We start from the raw sequence: 23,410 nt of genomic DNA on the forward strand, positions 1-23,410 counted from the left end.
GCCGAGCTGTCGAACGACGGCTCGGCGCCTGTGGCGCACCCGGCACTCAGAGCTCGTTCTTGATCGTCCCGCCGTCTTTCATGATGACCTTCAGGTTCTCCTGCGGTCGGGTGAGCACCCGGATGTCGGAGAGCGGGTCGCCGTCGACGACCAGGAGGTCGGCCCGGGCACCCGGGGCGACCACGCCCAGCTCTCCGCTGCGGCCCAGCAGCTCGGCCCCGACGACGGTCGCGGAGCGGAGGATGGCTGCCGCCGGCTGAACCTCCGAGCGCAGCACGAACTCCTCGAGCTGTTGGTCGTGCATGTCGGCGAACAGGTCGGTGCCGTAGGCGATCTTGAGGTCCGAACGGTGCGCGAGCTCCAGCGCTCCGATGGCGCGGTCGAGCACGTCCTCGAGCTTGGCCCCGACCTCACCGTGCAGGTGTCCCTGCTCCCCCGCCCGCGCCAGCGCGTGGTAGGTGACCATCGTCGGGACGTAGAACGCGCCGTGCTCATGGAACAGCGGGATGCTGCTCTCGTCCATCAGGTTGCCGTGCTCAATGGTGCGCACACCACACTCGAGACCGCGGTTGATGGCCCTGGAGGTATAGGCGTGGCCCGCGACGTAGATGTTGGCGGCAGTGGCCTCCTCGACCATGGCACGCAACTCCTCCAGCGAGAACTGCGTCGAGTCGACGCGGTCGGAGGGTGAGTCGACGGCGCCACTCAGGTAGGCCTTGACGTGGTGCGCACCGCGGCGCACCTCCTCGCGGACAGCGCGTCGCACCTCGCTCACGCCGTCGCAGATCACGCCGATGGCCGGGGTGTGGTAGTTGGCGTCGTAGACCTGCCGGGACGGCGACCGCCAGTCCCCCGCACCACCGGTCTGGGTCAGCTGCTTCCCGCCGTAGAAGATGCGCGGCCCCGGGAAGTACCCCTCCTCGACCGCGCGCGCGAGGCCGAGCTCACCGCCGCCCACATCGCGGATGCTGGTGAAGCCGCGCCTGAGCATGCCATCGAGGGCACGCGCCGCCCGGGCGGCCACGTAGGTCGGCGACCATTCCGCCATCCCCGTGACGTCCATGTCCACGACCGCCGGATGGGTGTGGCAGTCGATCAGCCCCGGCATGAGCGTCTTCCCCTGGACGTCGATCACCGTCGCGCCCTCCGGGACGGGGGGCCGAGACGAATCGATGTCGGTGATCCAGCCGCCCTCGATCACCACGGACCGGTCCGGGATCAGCTCCCCTGCTACGGGATCAAGGATCGTGGCGTTGGCGAAGATCGTCGTGTGGATGTCGCACCTCCTGCGTTCTTGTCATCTGCTCTCATTCGAGAAGAGCATACTTGCATTTGAGCATCGGAAAGGCGTGTCCGTCTTACAAATGAGCGCGTCACGGCGGATTCCTCTTCCAGGCGAGCCTCGACACCATCGACCGCGGTTGTCGCTCGAACGCGGCTCCACCGCCGGACCGTTGCCCCGCCAACGGCAGAAGGCCGGATCCTGTCGGATCCGGCCTTCTGTCGCTGATGCCTTCGGTGGAGGTGAGGGGACTCGAACCCCTGACCCCCTGCATGCCATGCAGGTGCGCTACCAGCTGCGCCACACCCCCGGGGCCATCACTTCCGCCCGGAGGCCGAAGCAACGACCGGAATACTAGCCAACGGACCCCGGCGAGGTGAAATCGGGGTGCCTCACAGGTTGTAGGCGGCGATCGCCCAGGCGCCCGTCGAGCGCTCCTCCAGGACGACGCGGGCGCAGTTGCCGAGGGCGCGCAGGTCGTGGGCGAGTTCGAGGGGCCAGCCGAGGAAGGCGACCAGACCGGCCCGGGTCGCGGCGCCGTGGGAGACGGCGACGCCGGTCTCGCCGGGGCCGAGGGCGGCGGCCAGGTCGGTGACCGCGGCGACGAAGCGGTCCGCCACCTCGCGTGTGGTCTCGGCGCCGGGGATGGCGTCCCACTCGCCGCGTTGGAACAGCGCGAACGCCGCCGGGTCCCGGGCCTCGAGCTCGGCATGGGTGAGGCCCTGGTAGTCGCCCAGGCGGAACTCCCGCAGCCGCTCGTCGTACGACGGCTCGAGGCCGGCCTCCTTCGCGACCGTCTCGGCGGTCAGCCGGGCCCGGGCGAGGTCGCTGGACCACACGAGTGCCGGGTCGAGGGCGGCGACGAGCGGCGCGACGGCCTGTGCCTGCTCCACGCCGGTGGCGTCGAGCTCGACGTCCAGCTGGCCCTGGATGCGGCGCTCGGCGTTCCAGGCCGTCCGCCCGTGCCGGAGCAGGACGATGCGGCGACCCACTCGGCCGCTCACTCCTCGGCCGGGGGCGGGACCGGCCCGTGGATGGCCGCGGGGAGGTCGATGGTCGGGCAGTCGCGCCAGAGTCGCTCCAGGGCGTAGTACTCGCGCTCCTCGGCATGCTGGACGTGGATCACGACGTCGCCGTAGTCCAGGAGCACCCAGCGGCCGTCGCGGTGACCCTCCCGGCGGATCGGCTTGGCGTCGAGCTCGCGCAGCTTGTCCTCGACCTCCTCGACGATGGCGCGGACCTGGCGGTCGTTGGCGCCCGTGGCAAGCAGGAAGGCGTCGGTGATGGCGAGCTGCTCGCTGACGTCGAAGGCCAGCTGGTCGGTCGCCAGCTTGTCGGCTGCCGCGAGGGCGGCGGCGTGGACGAGCCGGACGGCGTGGTCGGTGGCGGTCATGGGGTTTCCGTTCCGGATGCGGCCGCGTAGAGGCCGTGCTTGGTGATGTACTGGACGACGCCGTCGGGGACGAGGTACCAGACCGGCTGGCCGGCTCGCTCTCGTTCACGGCAGTCGGTGGACGAGATCGCCAGGGCGGGGATCTCGACCATGGTGACCCGGTCGTGCGGGATCCGGGCCAGGGTGGCCGGGTCCATCTCCGCCCCCGGCCGGGTGCAGCCGACGAAGTGGGCGAGCTCGAAGAGCTCGTCGGCGTCGCGCCAGCTGAAGATGTCGGTCAGCGCGTCGGCACCGGTGATGAAGTAGAGATCCGCGTCGGGACGCTCGGCGCGCAGGTCCCGCAGCGTGTCCCCGGTGTACGTCGGCCCGGCGCGGTCGATGTCGACCCGGCTGACCGTGAACCTCGGGTTGGCGGCGGTCGCGATGACCGTCATCAGGTAACGATGCTCGGCGGGCGAGACCTTCCGGTCCACCTTCTGCCAGGGCTGGCCGGTCGGCACGAACACGACCTCGTCGAGGTCGAACCAGCCCTGGACCTCCGAGGCCGCGACGAGGTGGCCGTGGTGGATGGGGTCGAAGGTTCCGCCCATCACCCCGATCCGGGTACGGCGCTGCGCTTCCGTCACCGGCCCACGACTGTCTGCTCCGGACTCAGCTGTGATCGCGGCCGCCGCCGAACCACACCAGGCCGAGCAGCAGGAAGAGGAGGAAGGCCAGCACACCGGCACCGATGAGCCACGGGTTCACGGCGGCAGACTCGCCGTGCTCCTCCGCGGCGCGGGCGGCGGCGAGTGCGGTCTGGCTGATCTGGCTGAGCATGGCGGCATCGTATCCAACGTGCGCCCGGATCCCCGCCTCGGCTCAGCCTGACTCAGTGGACCGCGAAGTCGACGCCGAGGAAGAGCAGCGTGAAGCGCAGGGTGCGGCCGAGGAAGACGGTCGGGATGAACACCCACATCGGCATCTTGAGCAGGCCCCCGACCGCGGCCATCGCGAGGAGCGGCGGGATCCCGGCCGAGGCGGCGACGAACATGATCCCGGCGGCGTACCAGGGTCGGCCCTGCATCCGCGCGACCCACTTCTCGTACGACGCCTTCACCTTCGGCTTGGCGAGCTTCTTCTGCGCCCAGGCGGACTCGGCACCGCGACGGGCGAGCTCGTACCAGACGATCTTGCCGATGGTGGCGCCCGCGCCGGCGGCGACGCCGAGGGAGATCGCGGCCGCCGTGCCCGCCTCGGCGGCGCCGGCGCCGAGGATGTAGACCTCGATGGGCAGGAACGGGAGCAGGGCGGACGCGATGCTGAAGGCGAACGTCGTCAGCCACAGGATCATGCCGGCGGGGCCTCACGCGTCGGCACGGGCATCCCGAGCTGCAGCAGCCAGCGCAGCGAGACGCACTTGAGCACCAGCAGCCCGACCGCGATCACGGTCCCGAGCCACACCCAGCCGCTCACCAGGAGGATGACGGCGAACGCGCCCGAGTTGGCGGCCTTGCCGACGCGCGACCAGTTCCACAGGTAGATCCGCCGGTCGATCACGTGGAAGTAGTTGGGGCTGCGGATCGGCCAGGCGAGGAAGGCGAGCGAGAGATACATGTCGATGACCATGAACTCGAAGAGGTAGATCGCGATGGGGATCCCGATCCACGTCATCGGCTCCTCGCTGATCCAGCCACCCGGCTGAAGCCAGATCAGGCCGACGTACAGGACGCCGCAGCTGAGCCGGTCGCACATCATGTCGATGACCGCGCCCATCCGGGTCTCACAGTCGCGCCAGCGCGCCCACTCGCCGTCGATGCTGTCACCGACCCAGTAGGTCACCAGGCCGATGACGATCCAGGTCAGGCTCTCGTCGTACGCCGCCCACACCGCGATGGCGATCGTGATGACGGTGCGGACGAACGTGATGATCGTGGCTCCGGTGAAGAGCCGTTCGTCGGACGGATCGGCGTAGATCCGGTCCGGGGAGCCTGCCATGGGCGCAACCTATCGCGGGACCCTCGCGGATCCGGGTATCGGGAGGTGAACGGGGAGGAACGGGTGCGATGCCGCTAGCGCACGTGACCGTCGCCGATGACGACGTACTTGGTGGAGGTCATCTCGGGCAGGCCCATCGGGCCGCGGGCGTGCAGCTTCTGCGTGCTGATGCCGATCTCGGCACCGAACCCGAACTCGCCGCCGTCGGTGAACCGGGTGGAGGCGTTGACGAGCACCGCGGCCGAGTCGACCTCGGCGACGAACCGCCGCGACGCGGCCAGGTCCTCGGTCACGATGGCGTCGGAGTGACCGCTCGACCAGGTCCGGATGTGCTCCAGTGCCGTGTCCAGGTCGGGTACGACGCGCGCGGCGATGTCGAGCGAGAGGTACTCCTGCGCCCAGTCCTCGTCAGTGGCCGGCAGCACGCCGTCGTGGCCGCCGAAGGCGTCGTCACCGTGGATCGTGACGCCCTCGCCCTGCAGCGCCGCGACCACCCGCGGCAGGAACGCGTCGGCGACGTCGGCGTGCACCAGGAGCGACTCGGCGGCGTTGCACACGCTGCTGCGATGGGTCTTGGCGTTGACCACGATCGCGAGCGCCTTGTCGAGGTCGGCCGCGCGGTCGACGTACACGTGGCAGTTGCCGACCCCGGTCTCGATGACGGGGACCGTGGACTCGTCGACGACCGACTGGATCAGGCCCGCTCCCCCACGCGGGATCAGCACGTCGACCTGGCCGCGGGCGCGCATCAGCGCCTTGACGCTGTCGTGCGTGTCGCCGGGGACGAGCTGGACGACGTCGGCCTCGAGGCCGGACGCGGCGACGGCGTCCCGGAGCACCGCGACGATGGCGGCGTTGCTGGAGCGCGCGGACGAGCTGCCGCGCAGCAGGACGGCGTTGCCGGACTTGAGGCAGATCCCGGCGGCGTCGGCCGTCACATTGGGCCGGGCCTCGTAGATCATCCCGACCACCCCGAACGGGACCCGCACCTGACGCAGCTCCAGCCCGTTGGCCAGCACGCTGCCCCGCACCACCTCACCGACCGGATCGGCGAGACCGGCGACCTCGCGCAGGCCCTGGGCCATGCCCTCGAGCCGCTCGGTCGTCAGCCGCAGCCGGTCGATGATGTTGGGCGGGGTGCCGTCCGTCTCGGCCCGGGCGACGTCCTCGGCGTTGCCGGCGAGGATCTCGTCGGCGCGCGCGAGCAGGGCGTCGGCCATCGCGTGCAGGGTGGCGTCCTTCTGGGCGCGGGTGGCGAGCGCCAGCGCGCGGCTGGCGACCCGGGCGCGCTGGGCGACCTCGCGGACCTCGACCTCGGCAGTCATGGTCCCAGGATAGGGACCGCGCCAGGTCAGGCGCAGGGGCGGCTCCGGGGCTGGACGCCGGGCCGGTGCGTGATCCGGTTGCTGGCGTACATCTTCTGCCACTGCGTGTCGTACGCCGCGACCACGGCCGGGTCCCGGATCTCGAAGGTGACCTCGTCGCTGCTGCGGCCCGGCGGCGACCAGTTCTCCGACCCGGTCCAGACCACCTGGCCGGCGGCGCCCCGGAAGGTGCCGTTCACCGTGACGTACTTCAGGTGCGAGTAGCAGCGCGACCCGAACACGATGTCGTCGCCGGCGGTGGACAGCTTCTCGCCCCAGTCCCAGTCGGCGATCCGGACCGGGATCCCCGCCTTCTGGAGGATGCGCACGACCGGCCCGCTGACCACGGAGCCGACCACGGCGATGTCGCAGCCCTCGGCCCGCATCGACGCCAGCTCCCGCGCGAGCGCCTCGCCGCGCCCGGCGTACCAGGCGTACATGTTGACCCGGACCAGCGTGTGCCCCTGGCCGTCTCCGAAGCCGCCCGGCGCCGCGCACTCGACCTGGCGCAGCCGCTTCAGCTGGGGGTCCGCGGTCCCCTTCCCGCGGAGCAGAACCTGGCTGCGCTGCGCGCCTCGGAGCCGCTGGAAGTCGACCCCGACGAGCTCGCCGCGGTACTCCAGGTGCCGCGGGTTCGCGACCTTGTCGCGCTTGAGCTGCTGGAAGAGCGTCGTCCAGGCGTCGAAGAGCGCGTCGTCGCCGTACACCGTGAAGGCGTCGTTCCACTGGCCGGCCGCGGCGCCGTACCCGAGGTTGCTGGAGCTGCTGATGACGACCGATCGCGCCGCGCCGGTCTGGCTGAACGAGTAGACCTTCAGGTGCAGGTTGCCGGCGGGTGAGCCGCTGCGGCAGGAGGCCGTGCACACGTAGAGGAAGCTGCCGGCCTTGCGGTTCCCGCCGAGCTCGGCCCGGAGCCCACGGATCACCTTCCCGACGATGTTGTCGTTGACGACGACCTGGACCTGAACGCCGCGGCGGTGGGCCTTGAGCAGGAGGCGGGCGGTGTCGCGGCGGTCGATGTTGTAGGTCGCGATCCGGATGGTGGCGCCCGGCGGGGTGTGCCGGATCGCCCGGTGGACCTGCCGGACGACCTTCGTGCGCGCCTTGACCCCACCCATCGGGTTGTTGAAGACCGGACCGGCCGTCGGCAGCCAGGGGTCGTCCGCGGCGGCCGTCGTCGGGGCGACGAGGAGGGTGGCCAGCAACAGGACAGCGGTGGCGAGGGACTTCACAGAAAGAACACTAAGTCACTGCATCTAATCGCCCAAGGGGTGCCCTTTGCCCGGCCCCCGCCCCGGCTGTAACTATCTGTTGTTGCCACCACCGCACCGGTCTACAGGTAAGGCAGCATCAACTACAGGTAGTTACAGCGTCCCCGCCCACCCGCCGGAAAAGCCGCGGGACGCCGTACCGGAGTACGACGTCCCGCGGGTGGGTGAGCGAGCAGCTCAGCCCTTGCGCTTGTTGATCTCGGCGGTCACGGCCGGGAGGACGGCGTGGAGGTCGCCCACGACACCGAAGTCGACGAGCTCGAAGATCGGGGCCTCCTCGTCCTTGTTGACGGCCACGATGGTCTTCGAGGTCTGCATGCCGGCCCGGTGCTGGATGGCGCCGGAGATGCCGTTGGCGACGTACAGCTGGGGCGAGACGACCTTGCCGGTCTGGCCGACCTGGAAGGTGTGCGGCTTCCAGCCGGAGTCGACGGCGGCACGCGAGGCGCCGACGGCGGCACCGAGCGCGTCGGCGAGACCCTCGACCGCGGTGAAGTCACCGCCGGTGCCACGACCGCCGGAGACCACGATGGCGGCCTCGGTGAGCTCGGGGCGGCCGGTGGCCTGACGGGGCTGCGCGGCGACGATCTGGGCGGTCTTGGCGGCGTCGGAGATCGCGGCGGCGAACTGCTCGACCGCACCGGCGCCGTCACCCTGCTCGGGGGCGGCGGCGTTGGGCTTGACCGCGATGATCGGCGTGCCCTTGACGACCTTGGCGTCGACGGTGAAGTTGCCGGCGAAGACCGACTGGGTGGTGACGATCTCGTCACCGTTCACCTGGACGTCGACGGCGTCGGTGATCAGGCCCGAGGAGAGCTTGATCGCGAGACGGCCGGCGATCTCCTTGCCCTCGGCGGAGGCCGGGATCAGGATCGCGGCCGGAGAGGACTTCTCGGCGAGCTGCTGCAGCACCTCGGCCTTGGGGGCCACGAGGTAGCCCTTGATCTCGGCGTCGTCGACGACGTAGACCTTGTCGGCGCCGTAGCCCTTGACGGCCTCGGCCACGGCGTCGGCCTTGTCGGCACCGCCGATGAAGACGGCCGACGGGGAACCGATGCGCTTCGCGATCGCGAGCAGCTCGTAGGTGGGCTTGCGGACCGCGCCGTCGACGTGGTCGACCAGAACGAGAACTTCAGACATGGCTCAGGCTCCTCAGATGAACTTCTTCGACGCGAGGAACTCGACCAGCGCCGTGGCGCCCGATCCGTCCTCGTCCTTGACGATCTCGCCGGCGGTCCGCGGCGGGCGGGCGGTCACGTTGTCGACCTTCGTCCAGGCGGCGGCGAGGCCGACCTCGGAGGCGTCCACGCCGATGTCGGCGAGGGTCAGCGCCTCCAGCGGCTTCTTCTTCGCGGCCATGATGCCCTTGAAGGAGGGGTAGCGGGCCTCGCCGGACTGGTCGGTGACCGAGAGGACGAGCGGCAGGGTGCCGCCGACGACCTCGGTGGCGGTGTCGCCGTCACGCTTGATCCGGACCTGGTCACCCTGGGTCTCGACGACCGCGGCGAGGGTGACCTGCGGCAGGCCGAGGCGCTCGGCGAGCATCGCCGGGACGACGCTCAGGCCACCGTCGGTCGACGCGAGGCCACCGACGACGAGCTCCGGGACGCCGATCTTCTCGATCGCCTTGGCGAGAACCAGCGAGGTCGCGACGGCGTCGGAGCCGGCGATCGCGTCGTCCTGCACGTGGACGGCCTTGTCGGCACCCATCTGCAGCGCCTTGCGGACGGCGGCCTCGGCCTCGGCCGGGCCGACGGTCAGCGCGGTGACGGTGATCTCCTCGTCGGCGCGCTTCTCCTTGATCTGCAGGGCCTGCTCGACGGCGTACTCGTCGAGCTCCGAGAGGAGCCCGTCGACGCCGACGCGGTCGACGGTGTTGTCCGCCTCGAACTTCCGGTCGCCCGTGGCGTCGGGGACGTACTTCACAAGAACGACAATGTTGGAGAGAGTCATGGTGTGGCCGGACCGGCCCCTTCCTGTGCACGTGAGCCCTACCGCGTTGGCCGGGCAGGGAACAACCTGTGGTCCGCTGAGGACAGCGTCTCGCAGGCTACCGTCCGGTCACCGCGGACGGGTACCTCGTCCACGTGGCGTCGATCACGGCCCCGTCACGGCACCGTCACGGGCGCACGATCCGCTCGAGCACCCGCCCGATGACCAGATAGACGACCGAGGCGAGGCCGTAGTTGAACAGAGCGGTCTTCACCACGGCGTTCTTGCCCTCGAACGCCTTGACCGGGTTGTCGAGGTCGAAGAAGCCCAGGTCGAAGATGTCGGCGAGGTCGCGGACGAGCTTGACCAGCCCGTTGTCCTGATTGGCCTCGAGCGCGTAGGTGAATGCCGCGACGGCCAGGACCAGGGCCAGGGCCATGCAGACGATCCACACCAACCGGGCGATGTTGTCCCGCACCCGCGCCACGGTCAGCGACCGACTCGGCCGGGCCGCCGTCGGCCGGTCGGCGGCGGCCTCATCGGCCGCCGTGGACCTGTCGTCGCTGGAGCTCAACGCCGCTCACCGCCCTTCGAAGGTGGCCTTGCCCGGCCCGTTCTCGATGAAGGACTGCATGCCGGTCCGGCTGTCCTGGGTGGCGAAGATCGCCGCGAAGCTGTGCCGCTCGATCTGGAGGCCGGTCTCGAGGTCCGCCGCCAGGCCGCGGTCCACCGACTCCTTGATGGCACGCAGGGCGTACGGCGCCGCGGTGGCGAACCTCGACGCCCAGGCGAGCGCCTCGGCGTACACGTCGGCGGCGGGGACGATGCGATCGACCAGGCCGATCGCGAGCGCCTCCTCGGCCTTCACGAAGCGGCCGGTGTAGAGCAGGTCCTTGGCCTTGCTGGGCCCGACCAGGCGCGGCAGCCGCTGGGTGCCGCCGGCGCCGGGGATGATGCCGAGCAGGACCTCCGGCTGGCCGAGCACGGCGTTGTCGGCAGCGATGCGGACGTCGGCCGCCAGCGCCAGCTCGCAGCCGCCGCCGAGGGCGTATCCGTTGACGGCGGCGACGACCGGCTTCGGGATCCGGGCGATCGAGTTGACGGCGTCCTGCAGCCTCTCCACGCGGTCGACCATGTCCGGGTAGGACATGTCGGCCATCTCCTTGACGTCGTTGCCGGCGGCGAACACCTTCTCCCCGCCCCAGACGACGACGGCGCGGACGTCGCTCCGGTCGGTGGCCTCGGCCGCGGCGAGCGTGAGCTCGTCTTGGACCTGGATGCTGATCGCGTTCATCGCCTTGGCCCGGTCGAGCCGGATCGTCCCGACCCCGTCGGCAACCTCCAGGCGCACGAACTCCGCAGTCATCTGCTCCCTCTCGTCATCGGCTCCGGCCCTGTGGCCCTGGACCCCCGACCCGCATTCTGCCGCGTCCGGACCGCGCGGTCACCTGAACCCGCCAGCTGGGCGCGCCCTGGGCGTGTCGACACGCTTGGGCACAATGGGCCGGGTGACCCCCGGCCTCTGGCGCACCCTCGGAGAGCAGGCCCCGCTGTGGCCCGGCCGCAACTGGCCCCTGGGCGCCAGCTGGTCGCCGGAGTCGACCAACTTCGCGGTCCACTCCCCCGCGGCCACCGGCGTGTGGCTGTGCCTGTACGACGACGAGGCCGGCGACGGCGAGCGGCGGCTCCCTCTCACCGAGCAGTCGCTCGGCATCTGGCACGGCGCGGTGCCGGACGTCTCCCCCGGCACCCGCTACGGCTTCCGGGTCGAGGGCCCGTGGGAGCCCGACGAGGGGCTGCGCTTCGACCCGGACACGCTGCTGCTCGACCCGTACGGCCTCGCGGTCGCCGGTATCGAGGGCGCGGCGCAGAGCGTGGTCGTCGACCCGGCCTTCGACTGGGGCGACGACGCCCCGATGCGACGGCGCTGGCGCGACACCGTGATCTATGAGCTGCACGTCAAGGGCTACACGAAGCTGCACGACCGGATCCCCGAGGAGCTCCGGGGCACGTACGCCGGGCTAGGGCACCCGGTCGTGACGGAGTATCTCCAGGACCTCGGGATCACCGCCGTGGAGCTGCTCCCCGTGCAGCAGTTCTTCTCGGAGCCCGCCCTGCTGGAGCGCGGGACCGTGAACTACTGGGGCTACAACCCGATCAGCTACTTCGCCCCCGACGCGTCGTACTCCTCGGCGGGCGACCGGGGCGGTCAGGTCACCGAGTTCAAGCAGATGGTGCGCTCCCTGCACGCCGCCGGCATCGAGGTGATCCTCGACGTCGTCTACAACCACACCGCGGAGGCCGGGGCCGACGGGCCGACGTACTCCTTCCGGGGGCTGGACGACCGTGGCTTCTACCGCCGGGTGCCGTCGGCGGACGGGTACGACGACACGTACTGGGACGTGACCGGCTGCGGCAACACGGTGAACTCCGAGGACCCGTTGGCGCTGCGGCTGATCCTCGACTCGCTGCGGTACTGGGTCACCGAGATGCACGTCGACGGGTTCCGGTTCGACCTGATGTCCGCGCTGACCCGCACCGCCGGTCCCGAAGGCATCCCCGTCGACATGGCGTCCAAGCTGCTCATCGCGATCGGCCAGGACCCCGTGCTGCGCCACGTGAAGCTGATCGCCGAGCCGTGGGACGTCTCGATGGACGGCTACCTCGTCGGCGGCATGCCTCCGCCCTGGGTGGAGTGGAACGACCAGTACCGCGACACGATCCGCGACTACTGGCGCGGCCGCTCCGACGGCCTCCACGCCGTCGCGACCCGGCTCGCCGGCTCCTCGGACCTCTACGCCGACGACGGCCGCTCGGCCTACAACTCGGTCAACTTCGTCACCGCCCACGACGGGTTCACGGTCCGCGACCTGGTGTCCTACGACCACAAGCACAACGACGACAACGGCGAGGACAACCGCGACGGCACCGACAACAACCGGTCCTGGAACCACGGCGTCGAGGGCGAGACCGACGACGCGGCCGTGCTGGCGCTGCGCCGGCGGCAGGCGGCCAACCTGATGGCGACGCTGTGCCTGTCCAACGGCGTGCCCATGCTCACCGCCGGCGACGAGCGGGGACGCACCCAGCGGGGCAACAACAACGCCTACTGCCAGGACAACGAGATCTCGTGGGTCGACTGGCGAGCCGACGGCGAGCCCGGCGCCTGGCTCGACGTGTACGAGGTGACCCGGGCGGCGCTGCGGCTGCGGCGCGAGCACCACGCACTGCGGCAGCGGCACTGGTTCGAGGGCCGGCCCGCCATCGTCGGCGGGCCCAAGGACCTCGCCTGGCTGCACCCGTCGGGTCGCGAGATGACCGACGACGACTGGCACGACTCCGGGCTGCGGACGATCGGGATGTTCGTGTCGGGCAAGCCCCTGCGCGAGCCCGGCCCACGCGGCGAGCAGCAGATCGACACGTCCTTCCTGATCTGGTTCCACGCCGGAGCCGACCCGGTCGAGGTGCACCTGCCCGAGAACGACTGGGTGCACTCCGGCTCCGTCGTCCTCTCGACCGATCCGGGCCTGCCCGACGGCACCGAGGTGACCGTCGGGGCCCGGCTGAGCATCGGTGCGCGCAGCGTGGTGGTCATGCAGGAGTCGGAGCGGGCTGCGGGCTGATCGCCGGGCGCTGCCTCAGGCCCCGACCAGGGTCAACGCCGCGTCCACGATCGCGTGCGCGTCGATGCCGTGGAGCGCCTGGGCCTCGGCGAGCGCGGAGGACTGGCCGAAGTCGACCACCCCGAGGTTGCGCGTGCGGTCGCCGCGCACACCCGCGAGGAAGGCGAGGGTGTGCGGGTGCCCGTCGAGCACGGTCACCAGCGGAGCCGGGTGGGCTGCCGGCAGCAGCTCCCCGAGGATGCCGCTGTCCGGCCCCTCCTGGAACGCGCGGAAGACGAGGTCGGGGCTGGTCAGGCAGATCACCCCGGCGCGCCGGCCGAGCCGCTCGAGCGTCCGGGCGGCGTCGATGACCTCGGGCATGATCGCGCCGACTCCGACCAGGGTGACCTCGTCGCCGTCCGCATGCGGGGAACCGATCCGGTAGCCGCCCGCGATCACCTGGCGCCGCCGCCGGGCGAGCAGCGCCGGCTCCTCGGGGAGCCCTGCCAGGGCGGGGTCGAGCGGCCGCGTCGACAGCCGGAAGTACGACGATGTCCCGTCCGGACGGCCGATCCGTCCCATGGCGTGCAGCAGGCACCACTCGAGGTCCTGCGGGAACGCCGGCTCCCACGCGACGCATCCCGGCTGCTCGAGCCCGATCGACGGGGTGGTGATCGACTGGTGTGCGCCGCCCTCCGGGGCGAGCGTCACGCCGGAGGGGGTGCCGACCAGGATCGACTGGCCGCCGGAGTAGATGCCGTACGACCACGGCTCCAGGGCCCGCGCGACGAACGGGTCGTAGAGCGTCGCGATCGGGATCAATGGCCGGCCCCACCGGCTCCAGGTCGTGCCGAGCTCGGCGGCCAGGCAGACCAGGTTGACCTCCGCGATCCCGAGCTCGATGTGCTGACCGGTGTCCGCCTCCGCCCAGCGGAGCAGGCGGTCGGGGTCGTCGGAGAACCAGTCCTGGCGCTCGCGTGCCGCCCAGACGCCGCGCTTGTTGATCCAGCCGCCGAGGTTCGTGGAGGAGGCGACGTCGGGGCTGCACGTCACCACCCGCGCGGCGGTCTCCGGGGCGTCGCGGCTGAGATCGGCGAGGATCCGGCCGAGCGCCGCCTGGGTCGAGATCGGCTTGCGGAACGGACGGCCCAGCTCGACGGGGACCGGGGCCGGATCCCCCACCTCCAGCGTCGTACGACGCAGTGCGCGGCCACGCTCGAGCGCGAGTCTCCCTGCCGCCGACTCCGGCGTCGGCGCGGCCCATCGGTCCTCGACGCCGATCCCGCACGAAGCCGCCAGGGCACGCATCTGCTCGGGGGTGAGCAGCGCGGAGTGGTTGGCGGGATGGCCCTCGGTGGGCAGGCCCCGTCCCTTGATCGTGTACGCGAAGACGACCGTGGGCCGGTGGGGGTCGACCTGGGCGAAGGCGTCGATGAGCAGGCCCAGGTCGTGGCCGCCGAGGTCGCGGACGGCGGCGGCGAGCTCGTCGGGAGCGAGCGCGGTCACGAGCTCGCGCAGCTCCGGCGACGGGTCCGCCCCGGTGACCCGCTCGACCAGCTCTGCGGGCGGGACCCGGAGCAGCCGCTGGTACTCCTCGTTGGGCATGGCCTCGAGGCGGGCGCGCAGGTCGGGGCCGCCGCGCCGCTCGAACAGCGCCGAGATCCGTCGTCCCCACTTGAGCGTCATCGTCTGCTACCCGGCCGCGGCGAACATGCCCCGCAGGCGCTCGGCCTGGATGTCCGGCACCACGCGGTCCAGGGACTGCCGGTTGAGGTCGACGACCCAGAGCACCTCGCCGAGCTGGCCCACGGCGGGGTCGGCGATCGCCTCCCACACCGCTCCCTCGTCGAGCTCGGCGTCGCCGAGGAGGCTGATGAACCGGCCGGCCGGGGGTGTCGCGGGCGAGTGCGAGCGCAGGTAGCGGTGCGCCAGCGCCGCCCACAGCGGCGCGGTCGCCCCGATCCCGACCGAGCCGGTGGAGAAGTCCACCGGGTCGGGGTCCTTGAGCCGGCTCGGGTAGCTCTGCAGGCCGCCCTTGTCCCGCAACCGGGTGAGGTACGACGGGTCGAGGTGCCCGAGCAGGTAGTTGATGGCGTGCAGCACCGGAGAGGCGTGCGGCTTGACCGAGACCCGGTCGAGCGCGGTCAGCTCGTGGAACCACAGCGCGACCATGATGTCGACGATGGAGGCGGACGACGCCTGGTGGCCACCGACCTTGAGGCCGGAGGGGTCCGGCCGGTCGTGGTTGGCCGTGTCGACCATCGCCGTGGAGAGCCACAGCACCCGGCGCGCGAGCTCGCGGAGCACGGCCAGCTCGTCGGCGTTCGGAGTGCTGGCGGGCGTGTCGGCGGGGGAGTCGGCGGGGATGGCGGCGAGCGGCGAGGTGGTCATCGGCTCACCCCGCGCTCGCGTCCAGCGCCTGGGCGTAGTCGGCGATCAGGTCCACGGTGTCCTCGCACCCGATGGAGAGGCGGATCAGGTTGTCCCGCTTCGGCATCGGATAGACGAGCGTGTGCACGTCGCCGAGGCTGACGGCGATCGCGGAGAGCTCGAGCGCCGCGGCGAACCGGCCCATGGTGTCGGCGTCGCCGTGCAGCCGGATCGCCATCATCCCGCCGTAGCCGTCGGGCAGGAGCTTGCGGGCGAGATCGTGGTGCGGGTGCGAGGGCAGGCCCGGGTAGCTGACCAGGGCGACCTCGGGCCGGGACTCGAGGAACTGCGCCACGGCGAGGGCGTTCGTGCTGCTCGCGTTCATCCGCAGGCCGAGGGTCCGCATCCCGCGCAGGATCAGCCACGAGTTGAAGGGGCTGACGGCGGCGCCGAGCGCGTCGAGGTTGAACCGGACCTTGTCGACGAGGCTCTTGCGGCCGGCGACGACGCCCGCCACCGCGTCGCCGTGGCCGCCGAGCCACTTGGTCGCCGAGTGCACCACGAGGTCGGCTCCGTGCTCCAGTGGACGCAGCAGCCGCGGCGAGAGGAAGGTGTTGTCGACCACGAAGACCAGGCCATGTTCCCGCGAGAGCGCGGCGAGCGACGGCAGGTCGGCGACGTCCATGTGCGGGTTCGACAGCGACTCGATGAAGAGCGCCTTGGTGTTCGGGCGCACCGCCGCGGCCACGGCGTCGAGGTCGGTGACGTCGACGTGGGTGACCTCGATGCCGCGCGCGCTGAGCACGTCGTCGAGCAGCACCCGGGTGATGACGAACAGGTCGGCCGAGGCGATGCAGTGGTCGCCCGTCTCGAGGACCGCGAGCAGTGCCGTCGCACAGGCGGCCATTCCGGAGGCGCCGACGGCGGCGTCCTCGGCGCCCTCCAGCGCCGCGAGCTTCTGCTCCAGCGCGTACGTCGTGGGGTTGCCCGTGCGGCTGTAGAAGAAGACGCCGGGCTCCCACTCCAGCGCCCGGTCGACCGCGTCCTCCTTCTCCGCGGCGCTGTCGAAGGCGAAGGTCGCGGTCTGGTAGATCGGGGTGTTCAGCGCGTTCGTCGTCGGATCGGTCGCCTCGCCGGCGTGGATGGAGAGCGTGTTCGGACCGAAGGATGCGGTGGTCATGGAGGGACTACTTCCTAGCGTGTGAGGGGGTGTGCGGAGGGGCGCCGGGTCAGTGGACCCGGGCGAGGAACTTGGCTGCGCGCTCGGTGGCGGGGTTCGCCAGGACGTCGCGCGGCGGGCCCTGCTCGATGACCTGGCCGTCGGCCATCACGACGAGCGCATCGCCGACGTCGCGGGCGAATCCCATCTCGTGGGTGACCACGACCATGGTCATGCCGCCCTCGGCGAGACCGCGCATGACGTCGAGGACGTCGCCGACGAGCTCGGGGTCGAGCGCGCTGGTCGGTTCGTCGAAGAGCATCAACCGCGGCTCCATCGCCAGTGCGCGGGCGATGGCGACCCGTTGCTGCTGGCCGCCGGACAGCTCGGCCGGGTAGGCGTCGGCCTTGTCGGCGAGACCGACCTTACGCAACAGGTCGTGAGCGAGCTCGACTGCCTCGCGCTTCGTGAGCCCGCGCAGGTGCCGAGGCGCCTCGATGACGTTCTGGGTGACCGTCATGTGCGCGAACAGGTTGAAGTGCTGGAACACCATGCCGGTGCGGGCGCGCTGGCGGGCGACCTCCTGCGGGCGCAGCTCGTGAAGCCGGCCGCGGTGCTCGCGATAGCCGACCAGGTCGCCCTCGACGTACAGCCGTCCGCTGTCGATGCGCTCCAGGTGGTTGATGCAGCGCAGGAACGTCGACTTCCCGCTGCCGGACGGGCCGACGATGACCTGGACCTGGCCGGGGCCGACCTCGAGGTCGATCCCGCGCAGCACCTCGTTGCTGCCGTAGCTCTTGCGGATCGCCCGCGCCGAGACGGCCGGGACGCTGGCGACGGTGGGGGTGCTCATGCGACCGCCTTCCGGGGACGCCGCGGCGTTCGCGCGCGGCGGGAGCGCACGGTCGCGATGCCGCTGCGCCCGCGGGCGAGGCGCCGCTCCAGCAGGGACTGCAGGAACGAGAACAGCGTGGTCAGCGCGAGGTACCAGATGCTGGCCACGACCAGCAGCTCGAGCGTGCGCAGGTTGACCGAGTAGATCGTCTCGACCGAGCCGAGGAGCTCCTGGACCGCGATGACGCTCGCCAGGGCGGAGTACTTCAGCATGCTGACGAACTCGTTGCCCAACGGCGGTACGGCGACCGGGATCGCCTGCGGCAGGACGATGCGGCGCATGGTCCGGCGCGGTTCGAGCCCGAGCGCGGAGGCCGCCTCGACCTGGCCGCGGCTCACCGAGGTGATGCCGGCGCGCACGATCTCGGCGATATAGGCACCGGAGTTCAGGCCGAGCCCGAGGATCGCGGCGTTGAGCGGCGTGACCACGGTGTTCGACTCGACCGAGAAGAGGCTGACGTCGGTGAAGGGGATCGTGATCCCCAGGGTCGGGAAGACGATGCCGATGTTGAACCAGAACACGAGCTGGACCAGGACCGGGGTTCCCCGGAACAGCCAGATGTACGCGCCGGCGGTCCAGCGCAGCACCGGATTGTCCGAGAGCCGGCCGATCGCCGCGACGACGCCGATGACCAGCCCGAAGGCCATGGACACGACGGTCAGCACGAGGGTCAGCCGGACCCCGTCGAGGATCACCGGATCGAAGAGATAGTCGGGGATCACCCCGAAGTCGAACTCCTCGTTGCCGGCGACGGTGATCCCCAGCCAGACGATCAGCAGCACCAGCACGGCGCCGGCCACCATCCGTCCCGGGTGACGCACCGGGACGGCACGGATCTCCTCGGCCGCCTCCCCCGCGCCCCCGCCCGGCCCGCCGGGCGGCGTACCCGTCGTGCCTGTCGACGTGGTCATGTCACTGACTGCCGACGGCATTGACCACGCTCTTGTCGATCATGTTGTTGTCCAGGCCGTACGTGCTCATCACCTCGGCATAGGTGCCGTCGTCGATGAGCGACTGCAGCGCGGCCTGGACCGCGTCACGCAGCTCGGTCGAGGACTTCGGGAACGCGAGTCCGGCGAAGACCTCGTCGTAGACGCCCTCGAGCACCTCGAAGCCGTCCTGGCCCGCGGTGTTGACGGCGTAGGAGCCGGCCAGCGTGTTGACGAGGTAGGCGTCGGCCCGGCCGTTGCGCATCGCCAGCATGGCGTCGGGGTCGTCGGGGAGCTGGAGCATCTCGATCGGCTCGGAGCAGCCCGCGTTCTGGGTCTTCACCAGGGCGACCTGGGTGCTGCCCTTGGTGACCGCGACCGTCTTCCCGCACAGGCTGTCCAGGTCGCTGAGGCCCTCGGGGTTGCCCTTCTCCACCAGGATCGAGGTGCCGTCGCGGAACTGGGTGACGAAGTCGACCATCTCCTCGCGCTCGGCGGTGTCGTTGAGGTCGGTGGCGAAGTCGTACTGCTTGGACTGGATGCCGGGGATGATGGCGGCGAAGTCGATCACGTTCCAGTCGATCGTGACGCCGAGCCGCTTCGCGACCTGCTCCATCAGGTCGTGGTCGAACCCGGTGAGCGTCTTGCCGTCCTTCTCGTAGAAGTCGACGGGCGGGTAGATCGACGTGGCCACCTTGATCTGGTTCGACTTCTTCACGGCGTCCGGCAGCTTGTCGCGCAGGTCGGCTACGACCGCGGAGGGGTCGGGTTCGTCCTGCTTCGTGTCGGAGGAGCCGCAGGCGGTCGCGAGGGCGAGCAGCGACGCGACGGCGAGAGCGACGGGGAGGCGGGTGCGGGTGCGGCTTCGGTTCATTGCGGGTCTCCAGGTGAGGGGCCAACTGCTGGGTGTGGGTTGTCCGAGATCTGGGCGGCGGCCGCCCGCAGGCGGTCCGTGAGCTCGTCGAGCCGGTCGTCGAAGGCGACCGAGAAGCCGGCGAGGCCGAGCGAGGCGAGCGGGTGGCCATGGCTGTCGAAGAGCGGGACGGCCAGGGAGGACACCCCCTCGTCGAGGTCGTCACGGCCGTAGGCGACGCCGGTGCGGCGTACCTCCTCGACGAGGGCGCGCAGCGCGTCGGCGTCCGGCGTGGCGGAGGCATGGTGGGTCAGGGGTCCCGCGAGCACCTGCTCCAGGCGCTCCGGCGGACCGAAGGCGAGCAGCACGTAGCCCGACGGGCACGCGTGGTAGGGCAGGGTCGAGCCGGCGCGGCCGTACAGCTCGACGACGTTCAGGCTCGCGACGTGCTCGAGGCAGATGACGTCGGCCGCGCCGGGGACGTTGAGGAAGACCGGCAGGTTGACCGCCGCCGCCAGCTTCTCCATCGCGGGTCGCGCCTCGCGCCGCAGGTCGAAGTCGTCACTGGCGGCCCGGCCGAGAGCGGCGAGGTCGGGGCCGAGGCGGTACTTCTTGGTCTCCTCGTCCTGCCGGACCATGCCGTCGAGCTGGAGCGTGTAGAGGAGACGGAAGACCGTCGACCGCCCGAGGCCGAGCTCGCGGCCGAGGTCCGAGGCCCCGAGCGGCCGGTCCGCACGGGCCAGGGCACGCAGCAGCAGGATCGCCTTCTGGACGCCCTCGACCTCGTAGCGCGGCATGGCGTCAGCCCGCCATCCGGATCACGATGTCCTCGCGACCGTGGGCGAGGATGTGGTCGCCGGCCGCGTAGAAGTCGTCGAGCTGCTCGGGGAGCACCTCGGCGAAGAGGTTCCCGCGGATGCCGGTCTCGGTGACGATCCGCAGGTCGCCGTGCCCGTACCAGAGCGCGATCTCGGCGCCGTCCCCCTGGACACGGTCCGCGTGGACGTGCATGCCGGAGTACATGTTCTCGGGGAAGAAGTAGTAGACGATCTGGCCGCGCTTGGGCCACACCACGTGGTTCTCCAGGGGCAGGTCGACCGGCGGGCAGTACACGTAGAACTCCTGGCCGGAGTAGATCGAGTGGTAGCTCGTGCCGGTGACGGAGTCGCCCAGCATCGCCTGCATCGCCGTGCACGTCTGCGGTGCGGACTCCTCGAGCAGCGCGGCCTGGAACGTCTTGCCCTGGCCCGTGAACTCGATGTCGATCAGCGTCATGAATCCCATCCTTGTTTCACTGTGCGAAACACCTGTGCGATATGCGCACGATGTGATCTGGACCATAGACCTCGACGGCGCGCAGCGGAAGGGCCCGGAGGCAACTCGTCGGCACTCGTAAGGCAAAAGTCACGGCGCCGAAACACCGGGCGGCGCGGGCTGCCCCGAGAGGGGCGCGACCCGGCCCGGATTGAGCTCGAAAACGCGCCGACCCGGCGGAGATTGAACTGCGTTCGTTCACTCTCCGCCGGGTCGGCGGCGTACGGGATTCAGTCTGCGCCGGGTCAGGCGAGGGCGACGACCCCCAGCTCGGCGGGCGCGACGAGGAGCGGGTTCGCGGGGAGGACCCGCACGGTGTAGCCGAACGGGCCCGAGTGCCCGAGGGCGACCTCGCCGTCGAAGCGGTGCCGGCCGCCGTCGTACGACTCGACCAGGGCGAGCGGTACGACGGACGCGGCGACGATGTCGTCCTCGGCGTCGACGCGGCCGTGGACCAGCTGCACCTCGACGTCGTGCGGCGCGAGCTCCCCGAGGGCGACGTAGGAGCGGACGTGGAGGACCGCGCCGACCTCGGCGACGTCGCCGATGCCCTCGGCCTCGACGTGCTCGACCCGGACCCCGGGCCACGCGGACCGGACCCGGGCCTTCCACGCGGCGAGGTCGCGGGCACCGTTCTCGACGGCGGCCAGCGCCCGGGCGTTGCGCGCCGCGGGGGCGTAGAGCTGCTCGACGTAGTCGCGGACCATCCGGGTCGCGAGCACCTTCGGTCCCAGGCTCGCCCAGGTGTGGCGCAGCATCTCCACCCAGCCGGCCGGCACGCCCTCGTGGTCGTGGTCGTAGAAGCGCGGGGCGACCTCGTTCTCGATCAGGTCGTAGAGGGCCGCGGCCTCCAGGTCGTCGCGCTTGTCCGAGTAGTCCTCCAGGCCGTCGGCGGACGGGATCGGCCAGCCGAACTCCGGCTCGTACCACTCGTCCCACCAGCCGTCGAGGATCGACAGGTTGAGCCCGCCGTTGAGCGCGGCCTTCATGCCGGACGTGCCGCAGGCCTCGTAGGGACGCAGCGGGTTGTTGAGCCACACGTCGCAGCCCGGGTAGAGCGGCTGCGCGAGCGCGATGTCGTAGTTGGGCAGGAAGACGATCCGGTGGCGCACGTCCTCGGCGTCGGCGAACCGGACCAGCTCCTGGATCAGCCGCTTGCCGCCGTCGTCGGCCGGGTGCGCCTTGCCCGCGACGACGAGCTGGACCGGGCGCTCGGGGTGCAGCAGCAGCGCCTTGAGCCGCGCGGGATCGCGCAGCATCAGCGTCAGTCGCTTGTACGACGGCACCCGGCGCGCGAAGCCGATCGTCAGCACGTCGGGGTCGAGGGCGTCGTCGATCCAGCCCAGCTCGGCCGGCGAGGCACCGCGCTTCTCCCACGACTTGCGCAGCCGGCGCCGGGCATCGTCGACGAGCCGCTCGCGCAGCCGTCGCTTGGTGCGCCACACGTCGGTGCCGGGCACCTTGTCGAACGCCGCCCAGAACGCGGTGGCGTCGTCGCCGTGGTAGTCGGCGCCCTGCGCCTCGGCGAGCGCCACGACCTCGGGAGCCACCCAGGTGGGCGCGTGCACGCCGTTGGTGATCGAGGCGATCGGCACCTCGGCCTCGTCGAAGGCCGGCCACAGGCCGTTGAACATGCCACGGCTCACCTGGCCGTGCAGCTGCGAGACGCCGTTGGCGCGCTGCGCGAGCCGGAAGCCCATCACCGCCATGTTGAAGACGCCGGGGTCGCCGCCGTCGTAGTCCTCGGCGCCGAGGCTCAGCACCTGGTCGACCGGGACGCCGGGAGTGGCACCGTGCTCGCCGAGATACTGCTCGACGAGGGTGCGCGGGAAGCGGTCGATGCCCGCGGGCACCGGCGTGTGGGTCGTGAACACGGTCGAGGCGCGGCCTGCCTCGAGGGCGGTGGCGAAGTCCACCTGTCCCCCGTCGCCGTCGGCGGTGAGCTCGCGGATCCGCTCCACGCCGAGGAAGCCCGCGTGGCCCTCGTTGGTGTGGAAGACCTCCGGCTCGGGCGCGCCGGTGATCCGGGAGAAGGCACGCAGCGCGCGGACGCCACCGACGCCGAGGAGCAGCTCCTGGCGCAGGCGGTGCTCGGTGTTGCCGCCGTAGAGCCGGTCGGTGACGAGTCGGTAGGCCTCGGGGTTCTCCTCGACGTCGGTGTCGAGGAGCAGCAGCGGCACCCGGCCGACCGACGCCACGAAGATCCGCGCGAGCAGGTCGGGACCGTCGGGCATCCGGATGGCGATCGTGGCCCGGCTGCCGTCCTGCTCGTGCAACAGCGAGAGCGGCAGCCCGTCGGGGTCGAGGAGCGGGTAGCTCTCCTGCTGCCAGCCGTCGCGGGAGAGCGCCTGCTTGAAGTAGCCGTGGCGGTAGAGCAGACCGACGCCGACGACAGGCACGCCGAGGTCACTGGCGGCCTTGAGGTGGTCGCCGGCGAGGATGCCGAGGCCGCCGGAGTACTGCGGCAGCACGGCCGTGATGCCGTACTCGGGCGAGAAGTAGGCGATCGACTCCGGCCAGGTGCGGTCCGGCTCGGCGGCGCGGGCGCGCTGGTACCAGCGGTCCTCGGCGAGGTACGCCGCCAGGTCGGCCCGCACGTCGGCGACGCGGCGCACGTAGTCCTCGTCGGCGACCAGCTCGGCCCACCGCTCGGCAGCCACCTCGCCGAGCAGCCGCAGCGGGTCGTGTCCGACGTCCTGCCAGAGCCCGGCGTCCACCGCCTCGAACAGCGCCTGGGTCGGCGGGTGCCAGGACCAGCGCAGGTTGGCCGCGAGCTCGCCCAGCGAGGCGAGCGCGTCGGGCAGGACGGGGCGGACCGTGAATCTCCGGATCGCACGCATGGACCGACGGTAGCCAATCGGACTTGAACGATCCAAGAGCCCGGGCCCCTCGCTCCTCCTCCGCCGGTCTCCTCACCCGCGTCCTCCGCCGGATAGACGCGACCCCGGGTTTCGCGTAACGCCGACGTGCCCAGCTCCGTTGTGCCGGTACAGACGGGCGGGGTGGAGTCATGGGGGCCGCCCTGCCCGTCGTGTGTGGTCGACTCCGGGCCTCCGTGGCGAGCGATCG

The 23,410-nt window shown here is 71.2% G+C and carries 23 protein-coding genes and 1 tRNA gene; 1 reads left to right on the forward strand and 23 read right to left on the reverse strand.

Annotated elements, in window-relative coordinates:
• Positions 1–46 precede the first annotated feature (46 nt).
• The 14 genes from KVF89_RS07585 to KVF89_RS07650 all read right to left on the reverse strand — a co-directional run bounded on the left by KVF89_RS07585 (position 47) and on the right by KVF89_RS07650 (position 10,585).
• On the reverse strand, positions 47–1,204 hold the full coding sequence (locus KVF89_RS07585; protein WP_257424627.1) for a metal-dependent hydrolase family protein: 1,158 nt from the start codon (positions 1,202–1,204) through the stop codon (positions 47–49).
• A 315-nt stretch (positions 1,205–1,519) separates the two neighbouring features.
• Positions 1,520–1,592: transfer RNA gene (locus KVF89_RS07590), tRNA-Ala, on the reverse strand.
• 82 nt (positions 1,593–1,674) lie between these two features.
• A complete protein-coding gene (locus tag KVF89_RS07595) occupies positions 1,675–2,274 on the reverse strand; it encodes a histidine phosphatase family protein (RefSeq protein WP_257424628.1) in 600 nt (199 codons plus the stop codon).
• Positions 2,275–2,282: 8 nt separating this feature from the next.
• Positions 2,283–2,675, reverse strand: a complete 393-nt coding sequence (gene rsfS, locus KVF89_RS07600; RefSeq protein ID WP_257424629.1) for a ribosome silencing factor — start codon at positions 2,673–2,675, stop codon at positions 2,283–2,285.
• Entirely contained in the window at positions 2,672–3,301 is a 630-nt protein-coding gene (nadD, locus tag KVF89_RS07605) for a nicotinate-nucleotide adenylyltransferase (RefSeq protein ID WP_257424630.1), read from the reverse strand. Before nadD ends, rsfS begins: the two co-directional genes overlap by 4 nt.
• A 25-nt stretch (positions 3,302–3,326) precedes the next feature.
• A complete protein-coding gene (locus tag KVF89_RS07610) occupies positions 3,327–3,494 on the reverse strand; it encodes a hypothetical protein (protein WP_257424631.1) in 168 nt (55 codons plus the stop codon).
• Positions 3,495–3,546: 52 nt separating this feature from the next.
• Positions 3,547–4,008, reverse strand: coding sequence for a hypothetical protein (locus tag KVF89_RS07615; RefSeq protein ID WP_257424632.1), 462 nt, complete (start codon positions 4,006–4,008; stop codon positions 3,547–3,549).
• Positions 4,005–4,652 (reverse strand): CDP-alcohol phosphatidyltransferase family protein, encoded by a 648-nt coding sequence (locus KVF89_RS07620; RefSeq protein ID WP_257424633.1) that lies wholly within the window; start codon positions 4,650–4,652, stop codon positions 4,005–4,007. Before KVF89_RS07620 ends, KVF89_RS07615 begins: the two co-directional genes overlap by 4 nt.
• A gap of 74 nt (positions 4,653–4,726) precedes the next feature.
• The gene (locus KVF89_RS07625; protein WP_257424634.1) at positions 4,727–5,977 is read right to left on the reverse strand and encodes a glutamate-5-semialdehyde dehydrogenase; all 1,251 of its coding nucleotides are present in this window, start codon (positions 5,975–5,977) and stop codon (positions 4,727–4,729) included.
• Between the two features lie 26 nt (positions 5,978–6,003).
• The gene (locus KVF89_RS07630; protein WP_257424635.1) at positions 6,004–7,248 is read right to left on the reverse strand and encodes a phospholipase D-like domain-containing protein; all 1,245 of its coding nucleotides are present in this window, start codon (positions 7,246–7,248) and stop codon (positions 6,004–6,006) included.
• 216 nt (positions 7,249–7,464) lie between these two features.
• Entirely contained in the window at positions 7,465–8,427 is a 963-nt protein-coding gene (locus tag KVF89_RS07635) for an electron transfer flavoprotein subunit alpha/FixB family protein (RefSeq protein WP_257424636.1), read from the reverse strand.
• Between the two features lie 12 nt (positions 8,428–8,439).
• Complete coding sequence (locus KVF89_RS07640; RefSeq protein ID WP_443689995.1) at positions 8,440–9,213, reverse strand: electron transfer flavoprotein subunit beta/FixA family protein; 774 nt, start codon at positions 9,211–9,213, stop codon at positions 8,440–8,442.
• Positions 9,214–9,406: 193 nt separating this feature from the next.
• Entirely contained in the window at positions 9,407–9,793 is a 387-nt protein-coding gene (locus tag KVF89_RS07645; RefSeq protein ID WP_257424638.1) for a hypothetical protein, read from the reverse strand.
• Positions 9,794–9,799: 6 nt separating this feature from the next.
• Positions 9,800–10,585: an enoyl-CoA hydratase/isomerase family protein gene (locus KVF89_RS07650; protein ID WP_257424639.1), complete on the reverse strand. Its 786-nt coding sequence runs from the start codon at positions 10,583–10,585 to the stop codon at positions 9,800–9,802.
• 142 nt (positions 10,586–10,727) lie between these two features.
• On the opposite strand from KVF89_RS07650, the gene glgX reads away from it, so the two are divergent.
• A complete protein-coding gene (gene glgX, locus KVF89_RS07655; protein WP_257424640.1) occupies positions 10,728–12,842 on the forward strand; it encodes a glycogen debranching protein GlgX in 2,115 nt (704 codons plus the stop codon).
• Between the two features lie 15 nt (positions 12,843–12,857).
• Here glgX and KVF89_RS07660 read toward each other — a convergent pair whose 3' ends face one another.
• The 9 genes from KVF89_RS07660 to glgP all read right to left on the reverse strand — a co-directional run bounded on the left by KVF89_RS07660 (position 12,858) and on the right by glgP (position 23,181).
• Positions 12,858–14,507: a transketolase-like TK C-terminal-containing protein gene (locus KVF89_RS07660; protein ID WP_257424641.1), complete on the reverse strand. Its 1,650-nt coding sequence runs from the start codon at positions 14,505–14,507 to the stop codon at positions 12,858–12,860.
• A gap of 6 nt (positions 14,508–14,513) precedes the next feature.
• Positions 14,514–15,212, reverse strand: a complete 699-nt coding sequence (locus tag KVF89_RS07665; protein WP_257424642.1) for a thiamine pyrophosphate-binding protein — start codon at positions 15,210–15,212, stop codon at positions 14,514–14,516.
• Positions 15,213–15,216: 4 nt separating this feature from the next.
• Positions 15,217–16,371, reverse strand: coding sequence for a trans-sulfuration enzyme family protein (locus KVF89_RS07670; protein ID WP_257424643.1), 1,155 nt, complete (start codon positions 16,369–16,371; stop codon positions 15,217–15,219).
• Positions 16,372–16,420: 49 nt separating this feature from the next.
• Positions 16,421–17,203 carry an amino acid ABC transporter ATP-binding protein gene (locus KVF89_RS07675; RefSeq protein WP_257424644.1) on the reverse strand — a complete coding sequence of 261 codons (783 nt, stop codon included), beginning with the start codon at positions 17,201–17,203 and terminating at the stop codon, positions 16,421–16,423.
• Positions 17,200–18,156, reverse strand: coding sequence for an amino acid ABC transporter permease (locus KVF89_RS07680; RefSeq protein ID WP_257424645.1), 957 nt, complete (start codon positions 18,154–18,156; stop codon positions 17,200–17,202). The genes KVF89_RS07675 and KVF89_RS07680 overlap by 4 nt, the downstream gene beginning before the upstream one ends.
• Position 18,157: 1 nt before the next feature.
• Positions 18,158–19,048, reverse strand: a complete 891-nt coding sequence (locus KVF89_RS07685; RefSeq protein WP_257424646.1) for an ABC transporter substrate-binding protein — start codon at positions 19,046–19,048, stop codon at positions 18,158–18,160.
• Entirely contained in the window at positions 19,045–19,824 is a 780-nt protein-coding gene (locus tag KVF89_RS07690; protein WP_257424647.1) for an IclR family transcriptional regulator, read from the reverse strand. The genes KVF89_RS07685 and KVF89_RS07690 overlap by 4 nt, the downstream gene beginning before the upstream one ends.
• A gap of 4 nt (positions 19,825–19,828) precedes the next feature.
• Positions 19,829–20,302 (reverse strand): DUF3830 family protein, encoded by a 474-nt coding sequence (locus tag KVF89_RS07695; protein WP_257424648.1) that lies wholly within the window; start codon positions 20,300–20,302, stop codon positions 19,829–19,831.
• Positions 20,303–20,586: 284 nt separating this feature from the next.
• Positions 20,587–23,181, reverse strand: coding sequence for an alpha-glucan family phosphorylase (gene glgP, locus KVF89_RS07700; protein WP_257424649.1), 2,595 nt, complete (start codon positions 23,179–23,181; stop codon positions 20,587–20,589).
• Between the last annotated feature and the right edge of the window lie 229 nt (positions 23,182–23,410).

The organism is Nocardioides carbamazepini (genome assembly GCF_024614185.1).
In the GTDB taxonomy this organism is placed as follows: Bacteria; Actinomycetota; Actinomycetes; order Propionibacteriales; family Nocardioidaceae; genus Nocardioides; species Nocardioides carbamazepini.